The organism is Thiomicrospira microaerophila (assembly GCF_000934765.1).
Taxonomy (GTDB): Bacteria; Pseudomonadota; Gammaproteobacteria; order Thiomicrospirales; family Thiomicrospiraceae; genus Thiomicrospira; species Thiomicrospira microaerophila.
Genome location: NZ_JYNN01000057.1, coordinates 1 through 12,396, shown reverse-complemented (window position 1 = coordinate 12,396; position 12,396 = coordinate 1). Strand labels below are relative to the sequence as shown.

The following is a 12,396-nucleotide window of genomic DNA, read 5'->3' as shown; positions in this document are numbered from 1 at the left end:
TCAAATAGGGCATCCAATAGGTTGTCTTTTTGTAGACGTTGGCGAAAACGCCAGATGGTAGAGTGATCAGGTACGCTATCGGTTAAGCTGAGCTGGACAAATCGACGAAATAATAAATCGCGAGCCAGTTGTTTTTCACAGGCTGGATCACTGAGGTTGTACCAGGTTTGTAATAGTAGGATCTTGAACATAAGTAGCGGTGGAAAGGCACGCTCACCCATTGGGTTGCTATGGATATTGACCATTAAGGCTTCACACGCTGACCAGTCAATTAGCTCTTCAACCCCATCTAATTCATTGAGTGCCGGATGGGGGCAGATAAATGCATCAGCGAGTGAGGTCTGTGAGAGGTTTTTCCATGCCATGTGATAAGATCCAGTAATATGTAATAATATGTTGCTATTTTAACATACAAGCGATTTCTTTGCAGATTTATAGTGGTTTGGCAAGCTTTTCTCGTGCAAAGGTCTCATTATTTACTTTAGATGCGTTTTCCCGGGTAAAGTGTGTTTTTTGTTGATTTATTGGCTATTTTGTGGATAATTTGCGGTTCGTTTCTGCTATCGGTTGCGGAGATGAACTTTTATTTTTAACCGATCTCTAGGAGAGAAAAAGATGGATGCAGCTACTAAAGCGTCAATCGTTGCTGAATACGGCGCGAACGCACAGGATACCGGTTCTTCAGAAGTTCAGGTGGCCCTATTAACTCACCGTATCAAGCACTTAACTGAGCATTTTAAATCTCACAAACAAGACAACCACTCACGTGTTGGTTTGTTGCGTTTAGTTAGCCGTCGTCGTAAGTTATTAGATTACTTACATCATAAAGATGGTCAGCGTTATTTAGATTTAATCGGTCGTCTTGGCTTACGTAAGTAATTCAAGAGGTCTGAACAAAAAAGCCCCGCTTGTCGGGGCTTTTTTGTAGGCGAAAACCAATTCAAGCGTTACAATGGTGATGTTTGATTAAACCCACTTGTTTAACTGCGAACCCTTAACCTGAATCCTTAAGCTTGCCTTTTGGTCTGTTTGATAACCAGGCCTGGTTGGTTTAAGGATTCAGGTTTTCAGTTAAATCCAAGCAATATTTAAAATAGAATTATAGGAAAATCTGATGGCAAAACATGTAAAAACATTCCAGTATGGGCAGCATACAGTGACATTTGAAACCGGTGAAGTCGCAAGACAAGCAGACGGTGCGGTGATGGTGGGTATGGGCGATACCCGTATTTTAGTCACCGTAGTTGGCGCTAAAAAAGCCAGTGAAGGGCAGGATTTCTTTCCGCTGTCTGTGCATTACCAAGAAAAAGCCTATGCCGCAGGACGCATTCCCGGTGGTTTTTTAAAGCGTGAAAACCGTCCGTCTGAGTTTGAAACACTGACTTCACGTTTAATTGATCGCCCGATTCGTCCGTTATTTCCAAAGGGCTTTATGAACGAAGTGCAAGTGATTGCGACTGTGTTAGCGCTTGATCCAGAAGTGGGCACGGAAGTGGCGGCGATGTTGGGTACTTCAGCGGCCTTGGCGATTTCAGGGATTCCGTTTAACGGCCCAATTGGTGCGGCGATTGTTGGTTATATTGATGGCGCTTATGTGTTAAATCCTTCTAAAGTAACGTTAGAAAATTCTGATTTGGAGTTGAGCGTTGCGGGTACCGAATCAGCGGTGTTGATGGTGGAATCAGAAGCCAGCGAATTGCCAGAAGATGTGATGTTGGGCGCGGTGATGTTTGGTCATCAGCAGATGCAAGTGGCGATTCAAGCGGTGCGTGAGTTGGCGGCAGAAGTTGGCAAACCACGTTGGGATTGGCAGCCTGCGGCTGAAAACACCGAGTTAAAGGATAAGGTGTTTGGTTTGATTGGCGCCGATGTTGAAGCGGCCTATATGATTGCGGATAAAATGGATCGTTATGCGGCATTAGACGCCGCCAAAGCTAAAATGGTTGATGGGCTTGGGCTATCAGAAGAAAACGCTGAAGGGTATGCGGTAAAAGCACTCGAAGCGATGTTTGGTAAGCTGCAGAAGAATATCGTGCGTGGGCGCTCAGTAGCCGGCCAGCCGCGTATTGATGGACGTGATAATCACACGATTCGTGGCATTCAGTGTCAGGTGGGCGTATTGCCAAAGGTGCATGGTTCAGCGTTGTTTACGCGTGGAGAAACGCAAGCATTGGTTGTGACCACGCTGGGCACCGAAACCGATGCGAAAATCGTTGACGAGTTAACCGGTTCCTACAAAGACCGCTTTATGTTGCATTATAACTTCCCTCCTTATTCAGTCGGTGAATGTGGGCGTATGGGGGGGCCGGGTCGCCGTGAAATTGGTCACGGGATGTTGGCGCGTCGTGGTATTGCGGCGATGTTACCTACAGCAGAAGAGTTTCCTTACACGGTGCGTGTGGTATCTGAAATCACCGAGTCAAACGGTTCAAGCTCGATGGCGACCGTGTGTGGTACCAGTATGTCTTTGATGCATGCGGGTGTACCGATTGCCGCACCGGTTGCGGGGATAGCCATGGGCTTGATTAAGGAAGAGGCTGGCTTTGCGGTCTTGTCTGATATTTTGGGTGATGAAGATCATCTTGGTGATATGGATTTTAAAGTAGCAGGAACCGATCAGGGGATTACCGCGCTGCAGATGGATATTAAAATCGAAGGCATTACCGAAGAAATCATGCGTATCGCGCTAGACCAAGCGAAAGCAGGGCGTTTGCATATTTTAGGTGAGATGACCAGCGCCATTACCTCATCAAACAAAGAGGTGGCTTCAACCGCGCCGCGTATCACTACGATTAAAGTTAAACCAGAAAAAGTGCGTGAAATCATCGGTAAAGGCGGCGCTGTGATTCGTGCCTTAACCGAAGAAACCGGTGCGGTGATTGAGTTGGATGATGACGGTACTGTGCGCATTGCCTCGTCTGACCAGGCCTGCTCGGATGATGCGATTGCACGTATTATGGCGATTGTGGCTGAGCCTGAAATTGGCAAGGTGTATGATGCTAAGGTGGTGAAGATTGTTGATTTCGGTGCGTTTGTGTCTTATATGCCGGGTCGTGAAGGTTTGGTGCATGTATCGCAAATATCTGAAGAACGCGTTGAAAACGTCGCGGATTATCTACAGGAAGGTCAAGAAATTAAAGTGCGCCTAACTGAAGTAGACAAGCAAGGGCGCGTTAAGCTGTCTATTAAAGCCGTTTAATGGCGTGTTGAGTGTTGTTCAGGCTTAATGGATGGGTCATCCCGGCGTAGGCCGGGATCTCTTCAGGTTGTGCGCCTACAGCGTGGAAACGAGGCTTAAAATTAAAAACTAACAAAAAACCGTTGCAAGACGGTTTTTTTATCCCGGATGTTTCATAAATTCACGTGAACTTTATGAATCGAAGAAAGCGAAGTTAAATATGCGGGTTATTTGTGAGGTGTTATGCAAAATTGTTATGAAACGTTTGAATTTATTAATGAACAACCTATAGACAGTCTGTCCGTCAAGGTACAAACCTTTCGCCACAAAGCGACGGGCGCGATGCATTACCACTTGGCCGCCGATGACGAGCATAAGGTCTTTATGGTGGCTTTGCGCACCGTGCCAGAAGACTCAACGGGCGTGGCGCATATTCTTGAACACACTACCTTATGTGGTTCAGAAAAATACCCGGTGCGTGATCCTTTTTTTATGATGATTCGCCGCTCAATCAATACCTTTATGAATGCCTTTACGTCTAGTGATTGGACGGCCTATCCGTTTGCCACTGAAAACGACAAGGATTATCAAAACCTGTTGCAGGTCTATATGGATGCGGTGTTTTTCCCTAAACTCGACCCGCTAGATTTTGCGCAAGAAGGTCATCGCTTTGAGTTTGAAAAAATGGACGATGCCAGCTCGCCGCTTACCTATAAAGGCGTGGTATTTAACGAAATGAAAGGGGCGATGAGTTCGCCGGTTTCGACCCTATGGCAAACCCTCACCACCGAGCTTTACCCAACCTCGACCTACCATTACAACAGCGGCGGTGAACCCGAAGCGATTCCGGATTTAAGCTATCAACAACTGATCGATTTTCATAAAACCCATTATCACCCGTCCAATGCGGTGTTTATGACCTATGGCAATCAAGATCCAGCCAAGCTGCAAGCCGATTTTGAAACACTGGGTTTAGCACGCTTTAGTGAGCAGATTGCCCCGACTTTTGTGTCCACAGAACAGCGTTTTAGCGCACCCAAAGCGGTCGAGCAAACCTATGCGTTAGATGAAGAGGACACGGCGAATAAAACCCATATTGTGATGGGTTGGTTACTGGGTCTAAATCGTGACCCGATGGATGTGCTTAAAGGCCATTTGCTGTCATCGGTATTGCTTGATAACAGCGCATCGCCTTTGCGGTTTGTATTGGAACAAACCGAGTTAGCCACCGCACCGTCACCCTTGTGTGGTCTTGAAGATTCCAACAAAGAAATGGCGTTCGTTGTCGGTGTGCAGGGTTCAGAAGCGCAACATGCGCAGGCGGTAGAAGAATTAATTATCAATGAGTTAGAGCGCATTGTTAAGGAAGGGATTGATCAATCGCATGTTGAAGCTATGTTGCATCAACTCGAATTAAGCCAGCGTGAAGTGGGTGGCGATAGCCATCCTTATGGGTTAGAGCTGATGCTGGCGGCATTGCCAGCGGCTTTGCATCAAGGTGATCCTGTGGCGATGTTGGATGTGGATAGGATCTTGGTTGAGCTGCAACACGAGGTTGAAAAGAGCGATTTTATTCCAAATTTAATCCAGACCTGGTTGTTAGATAATCCGCATCGGGTGCGTTTAACGCTTAAGCCCGATGCCGAATTAGGCGCACAACGTGAAGTGGCTGAAAAAGCCAAGTTAGCCCAGATTCAAGCGGCGTTAACGGAGGCGCAAAAACAAGCCATTATCGACCAAGCTCAAGCACTTGAACAGCGTCAAGCACAATTGGATGACGCAGATATTCTGCCTAAAGTTACCAAAGACGATGTGCAAGTTAGCTTGCCGCAAATTGAACCTACACACCAAGCCAAAACTATGACCGGCTATATGCGCGGTACTAATGGTTTGGTGTATCAACAACTGATTATACCGACTCCTGATTTAACCCCAGACCAACAAGCGATGATGCCGTTGTTTAATGCTTGTTTAACCGAGGTGGGCAGTGGGGGGCGTGATTATTTGCAAACGCAATCGCTGCAGGCGGCGGTAACCGGAGGGCTGTCGGCTCGCTCAGCCGTGCGCGCGGATGGCGATGATGCTTCACGCTATCAAAGTCACGTTATCCTCAGTGGCAAGGCATTGAATCGTCACCAACAAGACCTCAGCCAGTTGATGAAAGAAACCCTGCATCAGGTTGACTTTAAAGAAACCGCGCGGTTAAAAGACCTTGTGGCGCAAATTCGCTCGTCAATGGAACACCGGATTACTGGCGCGGGCCATAGTTTGGCGATGAGTGCGGCTTGTCAGAGTTTTTCAGTGGCAGCAAAATGGAATTTTGAACGCTCTGGATTGGCTGGAATTCGTTTTATCAAGCAATTAGATAAAGACCTTGCGGATGACACAAAACTTAATCACTTTGCCGAACAGCTTGCGCAGATTCGTGAAAAAATCGCGCAGTCGAATAAACAAGGATTATTAATCGCGGATGAGCAGGGTTACCACCAGGCCTGGGCAGGTTTTGATGGTTTAGTTGGGCAGGTTGATTCAAATTTAAATGGATTAAACCTAGCAAAACCGCAAGCGATTAACAACCAGGCCTGGTTGACCTCCACTCAGGTTAATTTCTGTGCGCAAGCCTATCCAGCCGTAATGTCGGGGCATGAGGATGCGCCGATTCTTTCGGTATTAGGCGCGTGTTTGCGCAATGGCTTTTTGCATAGCGCAATTCGTGAAAAGGGTGGTGCCTATGGCGGCGGCGCAAGTTTTGATAGTGAATCAGGCGCATTCGTGTTTTATTCCTACCGTGACCCGCGTTTAATGGACACCTATGCGGATTTTGAACGTGCGCTGAACTGGTTGATGAGCGATGCCACTCAAGCACAGGTTGATGAAGCGGTACTGAATGTGGTGAGTGCGATGGATAAACCCGGTTCACCCGCTGGCGAAGCGAAAAAAGCCTTCTATCAAGCACTCTACGGTCGTACCCATGCAAAACGCATGGCCTATCGTCAAGCCGTGTTGAATGCCGATGTCGCCCAGTTACAAGCGGTCGCCCAGCGTTACCTCAAAGCCCAACCCACCCGTGCCGTCGTTACCCAGTCCAGTCAATCTGAACTGCTAAGCGCCAATGGCTTTGAGTTGATTAAGCTTTAGTCGTGAAGGGTGAAAACTTAAGAGGGATTAGGCTGTAATTGAAAGGATTGGCTAAACTGTCACCCTGCGCGAAGTCGCAGGGTCTGTTGGCTAGCTATTTGGATACGGCGACTTCGCGCAGTATGGCGGCGAAAGCTGAAGTGACGTGGGAATGGAAGCTGTTATAAGGTAGCCGGCACTTTCGATTACACAGTCCAAACCAAGCTCAAAAGCAGTCCTGTCTATTATGTTAAAATAATACTAGAAAATTCATAGTGAAAAATTCAAATGACACAACATCAAAATGAGATGCCGGAAAATGATGACGATTGGCTCTATGGTGACTCTACCGAGCATAGCCACGATAGAGGCTATAAGTTCCTCTTTTCGCACAAAGAGCTGGTTCAAGAGTTAATTGAAGGCTTTGCGCCGGCTGAACTGGTAACCAATCTTGATTTTAGCTTACTGCAAAAAGAGAATGGCAGCTTTATTACCCCAGCAATGAAGAAACGCGATTCGGATGTGGTCTGGTCAGCAAAACTTAAAGGATCTGAGCAAGACGTATACTTGTATTTGATGCTGGAGTTTCAATCGGAAGTTGATTTATCCATGCCTGTGCGCATGCTTCAATATGTCGCCGCCCTCTATGATGACCTCAATAAGCAAAATAGATTATCTTTCAAAAAAGGGCTGCCACCCGTATTTCCCGTGGTGCTATACAACGGTCAACCCAAATGGACGGCAAAGCACCAAATGGCCGATCTATTTCACAATTTGCCGGATTACTTAAAACCCTATCAACCACAACTGCATTACTACCTGATTGACGAAGAACGCATCCCCGATAACCAAATCGACAATGTAATTAACGGCATCAGCACGATTTTTAGCTTTGAGAAAGCACACGAATACGCCCAAGCCCGCCGCAGTACCCAAAAGTTGGTGGGTTATTTAGATAGCTTGGGCGACGATAAGCGCGCACTGGCAATGGCCGTTTTAAAATGGGTGATGGTTCACTTGAAAAAGAACTATCCAACGATTAACATTGCACCTGTAGAACACATCATTAAGGAGCCGAGCATGTTGGCACAAAACGTAGAAAACTGGAAAAGAGAGATTTACGCTGAAGGCGAGCAACTAGGCAAGCTAGAGCAGGCAGTACAAATGATTCGAGAATTTAATTTATCTGTAGAGTTAGTGGCAGAGCGTTGCCATTTATCGATAAAAGAGCTCAAAGAGCGTTTAAGCCAAATCGAAAAGTAGTGCTGCTAATTATTTAACCCGCATGTTTGGCTTCGCTTTCTTCGATTCATAAATTCGCGTGATGATCGCGCAGGATACTGGTAAACCAATAGGCAAGCGAGGGCGCGTGAAATTTATGAAATATGCGGGTTGCAGCGACCTAAAACAAAAACGCCCCAGTCAAGGGGCGTTCTGCATTCCAACGCGGGACCGTGGGAGCGAGGTTTTCTTGAAACCCGTTTTAGTCTTGTTGCTGCTTTGGTAGCCAGTCGCTGGTTTTGCCTGTCCAGTAGTAAACGGTGAGTCCAATCCATTCACGCCATCCGGGTTCTAGTGCTTTTAGGTGATCAAAGAAGTCAAAGTCTATTTGTCGTAACTCGGCGCTGTTGCTGCGATAGTCAACGGGATAGGCGATGACGTTGATGTTTTGTTTTTGTGCGATGCCGACAGAGCGCGGCATGTGAAATGCGGAGGTCACTAGGAGGTAAACACCTTCGTGCTTTAGCAGGGGCTGTATATTGCGAAAGTTTTCATAGGTATTGCGTGATTCGGATTCGATAACCAGACGACTTAAATCCAATCCCATGTCGGCAAACAATTGGCGAGCAAGTTCGCCTTCGCTACCGGTGTTTTGTAGTTGAATCGAACCGCTGCCGCCGCTAAATATAACCGGTGCATTGGGGTAGATGTCGGCCAGTTTTTTGGCGGCAATATAGCGATCACCCCCTAAACCCAGTTCGGCAACTTGCCAGCTTAGTGAGCGTTTTAAATCCTCACCGCCACCCAGAATAATGATGCCATCAATCTGCTGGGGTAGATGTTGAGGCTGTTCAAATCGGCTTTCTAACGGTTCAATTAACCCGTCGCCAACAGGATAGGCCAGCACCAAGCCTGCCAGCAGTGCATTGGGAATTAAAATCCATTTTGCCAGCTTATAGCTCTTGAAAAGTACCAGCAGTGTGCCCAATATAAAAACCAAGATTAAAAAATTACTTGGGCTTAATACCGCCCAGCTTAGTTTTGAAAAAACGAAAAATAGATTGTCCATTGGTTACTCATTATGTTTGTATTTCATATATTTGTATAATTTTATTAATAAGCTACTTGAATTAAAAAATCACGTCCCTATAACCTTAACAACAATCATTTAAGAGGACAAAATCATGATGGATAAATTTACCACCCAGTTTCAATCGGCATTATCACAAGCCCAGTCGTTGGCCAATAGCCAAGACAATCAGTTTATTGAGCCTTTGCATATTCTAGCGACTTTAATCCCCGAGCAGGCACATTTGTTGCGTTTGGCGGGCGCGGATACCCATAGCCTTAATCAAGCCGTGCAAGCTCGGCTGAAAACCTTGCCGCAGGTTAGCGGTACGGGCGGTGATGTTCAGCTATCTCGCCAGTCGGGTGCGATACTGAATTTAATGGAAAAACTGGCGCAGAAAAATCAAGATGCTTATATTTCAAGCGAATTGTTTTTTCAGGCGGCGTTGCAATCGAAAGATCAAATCGCCGATATGTTAAAACAAGCAGGCCTGGTTGAAACAAAACTCAGTCAGGCGATTCAACAAGTCCGAGGAGGCGAGAGCGTGCAAGATCAAAATGCAGAGTCAACGCGTCAAGCGTTGGAAAAATACACCATAGACTTAACCTCACGCGCTGAATCCGGCAAGCTGGATCCGGTGATTGGGCGTGATGATGAAATCCGCCGTGCGATACAGGTTTTACAACGCCGCACCAAAAATAATCCGGTGTTGATTGGCGAGCCAGGTGTCGGTAAAACCGCGATTGTCGAGGGGCTGGCGCAACGTATTGTGAATGGTGAAGTGCCAGAAGGTTTACGCAACAAGCGTGTGTTGTCACTGGATTTAGGCGCGTTATTAGCGGGGGCGAAGTATCGCGGTGAGTTTGAAGAACGCCTGAAAGCGGTGCTAAAAGATCTGTCTAAAAACGAAGGTCAGGTGATTTTGTTTATCGACGAAATTCACACGATGGTCGGCATGGGTAAATCAGAAGGCGCAATGGATGCGGGCAATATGCTCAAGCCAGCCTTAGCGCGAGGTGAGCTGCACTGTATCGGTGCGACCACGCTGAATGAATATCGCGACAATATCGAAAAGGATGCCGCATTAGAGCGTCGTTTCCAAAAAGTCTTGGTGGATGAACCGAACGAGGAAGATACGATTGCGATTTTGCGCGGTTTAAAAGAGCGTTATGAAGTGCATCACGGCGTAGCGATTACCGACCCGGCGATTGTGGCGGCGGCGCGTTTGTCGCAGCGTTATATCACCGACCGCCAACTGCCGGATAAAGCAATTGACTTGATTGATGAAGCCGCCTCGCGTATCCGAATGGAAATCGACTCCAAGCCGGAAGAAATGGACAAGTTGGATCGTCGTCTAATTCAGCTCAAAATGGAACAGGTGGCGCTGAAAAAAGAAAAGGATGATGCCTCGAAAAAACGTCTAGCAATTTTAAAAGACCAAATCAAAGAACTGGAAAAACAATACTCTGATTTTGAAGAAGTCTGGAAAAAAGACAAGGCCAAACTGCAAGGCGCACAGCAATTTAAAGAAGCACTCGATAAAGCGCGTACTGAAATGGAAGCCGCCCGTCGTGAGGGTAATCTGGCGCGTATGTCCGAGTTGCAATATGGTGTGATTCCGGATTTAGAAGCTAAAATTAAAGCGGCTGACGAGATGGATGTCGGCGAGGGCGATAAGGGCGAAATGCACTTGTTACGCAATAAAGTTTCAGAAGAAGAAATCGCTGAAGTCGTGTCACGCTGGACCGGAATTCCGGTGTCGCGGATGATGGAAGGCGAGCGTGAAAAATTGCTGCGGATGGAGGATAGTTTGAGTGCCAGAGTGGTGGGTCAAGACGAGGCGGTTAAAGCGGTGTCGGATGCGATTCGCCGTTCGCGCGCTGGCTTGTCTGATCCGAATAAGCCGAATGGGTCGTTCTTGTTCCTTGGCCCAACGGGGGTTGGGAAAACGGAGCTGACCAAATCCTTAGCGGATTTCTTATTTGACAGTCAAGATGCGATTGTACGTTTGGATATGTCGGAATTTATGGAAAAACACTCGGTCGCCCGTTTAATTGGTGCGCCGCCGGGTTATGTCGGTTACGAGCAGGGCGGGTATTTAACCGAAGCCGTTCGCCGCAAGCCTTATTCGGTGATTCTGCTGGATGAGGTCGAAAAAGCGCATCCGGATGTGTTTAATATCCTGCTGCAAGTGCTGGACGATGGACGTTTAACCGATGGTCAGGGGCGCACAGTGGATTTTCGTAACACGGTGATTGTGATGACCTCGAACCTCGGCTCTCAGATTATTCAAGAGCTGGCAGGGGAAGGCAATTATGATGCGATGAAATCCGCGGTGATGGAAGTGGTCGGTGACCATTTCCGCCCTGAGTTTATTAATCGCATTGACGATATTGTGGTGTTCCATCCGCTTGGAAAAGGCCAGATTCGTGCGATTACCGATATTCAGCTCGAAAGCCTGCGTTTGCGTTTGGCCGACATTGATCTGAAAATCGATGTGTCGATTCCGGCGCTAGATGTGATTGGTGAAGCGGGTTTTGATCCCGTCTATGGTGCGCGTCCGCTAAAACGTGTTATCCAGCAACGCTTGGAAAACCCGCTAGCGCAACGCATCCTAAAAGGCGAGTTCCACCCGGGCTCAACGATTCATGTTGAACTTGAGGACGGTGAACTTAATTTCCATTAAGGTCACGCTTCCACGCTCGAGCGCGACTAGTGTAGCCAAGAATCCCCATCGTGAAAACGGTGGGGAGGGTAACAATCTAGTGTCTTTAACGTTTAAACAAAGTCACCATAGCCATAGTCAGCTAGCACACCTTGAATCCAAGCGTATACTTCGGGGCTAATGTTAACCGCCACAGGCGTAGAGGTTTCCTCATCGTAATAGTATCCCAATTTGGCGTGATGCCAATGCGTTTCTGTTAGCGATTGAAAAGGTCGTGAAAACCTTCCCAAGATATCACAAATATACCTTGGGCACGGAGTTGCGCAAAAATGCCTTAACCCTGTGTAACCTGATTCACCAGGCCTGGCATGAAAAAACGCAAACCTGTCAATTGCTCAAAAAGTTTAAGTATTGTATTGATGAAATAAAAATTCAACTACACCTAGCCAAAAAGCTCGAAGCCTATCCTAGCTTTAGTACCTTCGAGTTTTTAAGCCTGCAAGCGGTGATGTTGGGTCATGTGCGTCTTGTGCGCAGCGGACAGTAACTTTGAAAATTAAAAACTTAAAGTGAAAAGTGAAAAATTATTAGTGAGAAGTCAGAACTGGAAAGTTAAAGGTGGAAAGTTAAAGGTGGAAAGTTAAAGGTGGAAAGTGGGGTTGGGGTGCTGGGTTTGGTGCAATCACGTTTTTTGATTTGATTGGGTTGGGAAGCTAAACAAATTGTATTAGTACGAGCTAAAGGCCGTTGATGGATGGCCTGTATGTCAACATTATGCGATTACAGGCCATCACTATCGTCGATGAAATCCTGCTTTATGCTATATATTTTTTAGCGTTTCTCCCACTCAAATTCAGATAGATTTTTTTCACCCGAGTTAAAGTGTATCCCTATCAAGTAGATGGGTTTTTGCTCATTGATATATTTGGTTGCGTAGTCTTTGTCTTTAATTTGCTGTAGGGCATTAGTTTTGTCTGTCGCATCGACTTTAAACTCGAGGATGTAAATGGCGTTATTCATCTTGATCGTTAAATCAATCCGGCCTTTATTGGTCACATCTTCACCGATAATGTTCAGCCCCAAACTTTGTAAATAGACATAGATGACACTGGCGTAAAAGCCTTCATAGTTTTGCATGTCGTTTTT

Annotated in this window: 9 protein-coding genes; 6 read left to right on the top strand and 3 right to left on the bottom strand. The window is 46.6% G+C overall.

The features are described 5' to 3' along the window. Positions 1 to 365, bottom strand: a 365-nt coding sequence (locus NA59_RS11585) for an IS5/IS1182 family transposase (protein WP_044412829.1), incomplete at its 3' end; no start/stop codon positions are given. 250 nt (positions 366 to 615) lie between these two features. On the opposite strand from NA59_RS11585, the gene rpsO reads away from it, so the two are divergent. From rpsO to NA59_RS11565, 4 genes are all read left to right on the top strand, one after another. Continuing rightward, positions 616 to 879 carry a 30S ribosomal protein S15 gene (gene rpsO, locus NA59_RS11580; protein WP_044412826.1) on the top strand — a complete coding sequence of 88 codons (264 nt, stop codon included), beginning with the start codon at positions 616 to 618 and terminating at the stop codon, positions 877 to 879. A gap of 235 nt (positions 880 to 1,114) precedes the next feature. Next, positions 1,115 to 3,199 carry a polyribonucleotide nucleotidyltransferase gene (pnp, locus tag NA59_RS11575; protein WP_044412825.1) on the top strand — a complete coding sequence of 695 codons (2,085 nt, stop codon included), beginning with the start codon at positions 1,115 to 1,117 and terminating at the stop codon, positions 3,197 to 3,199. Between the two features lie 222 nt (positions 3,200 to 3,421). Further along, positions 3,422 to 6,316, top strand: a complete 2,895-nt coding sequence (locus NA59_RS11570) for an insulinase family protein (RefSeq protein ID WP_044412822.1) — start codon at positions 3,422 to 3,424, stop codon at positions 6,314 to 6,316. A gap of 267 nt (positions 6,317 to 6,583) precedes the next feature. After that, complete coding sequence (locus tag NA59_RS11565; RefSeq protein ID WP_044412820.1) at positions 6,584 to 7,558, top strand: Rpn family recombination-promoting nuclease/putative transposase; 975 nt, start codon at positions 6,584 to 6,586, stop codon at positions 7,556 to 7,558. Between the two features lie 220 nt (positions 7,559 to 7,778). Here NA59_RS11565 and NA59_RS11560 read toward each other — a convergent pair whose 3' ends face one another. Continuing rightward, positions 7,779 to 8,585 carry a YdcF family protein gene (locus tag NA59_RS11560; RefSeq protein ID WP_044412817.1) on the bottom strand — a complete coding sequence of 269 codons (807 nt, stop codon included), beginning with the start codon at positions 8,583 to 8,585 and terminating at the stop codon, positions 7,779 to 7,781. Positions 8,586 to 8,700: 115 nt separating this feature from the next. Here NA59_RS11560 and clpB point away from each other — a divergent pair, with 115 nt between their 5' ends. Both clpB and NA59_RS11550 read left to right on the top strand, forming a co-directional pair. Further along, positions 8,701 to 11,271, top strand: coding sequence for an ATP-dependent chaperone ClpB (gene clpB / locus NA59_RS11555; protein ID WP_044412814.1), 2,571 nt, complete (start codon positions 8,701 to 8,703; stop codon positions 11,269 to 11,271). A 253-nt stretch (positions 11,272 to 11,524) separates the two neighbouring features. Beyond that, positions 11,525 to 11,797, top strand: a complete 273-nt coding sequence (locus NA59_RS11550) for a four helix bundle protein (protein WP_232504088.1) — start codon at positions 11,525 to 11,527, stop codon at positions 11,795 to 11,797. A 284-nt stretch (positions 11,798 to 12,081) separates the two neighbouring features. Here NA59_RS11550 and NA59_RS11545 read toward each other — a convergent pair. Further along, a partial coding sequence (locus tag NA59_RS11545) for a PD-(D/E)XK nuclease domain-containing protein (RefSeq protein WP_044412808.1) occupies positions 12,082 to 12,396 on the bottom strand: 315 nt, incomplete at its 5' end.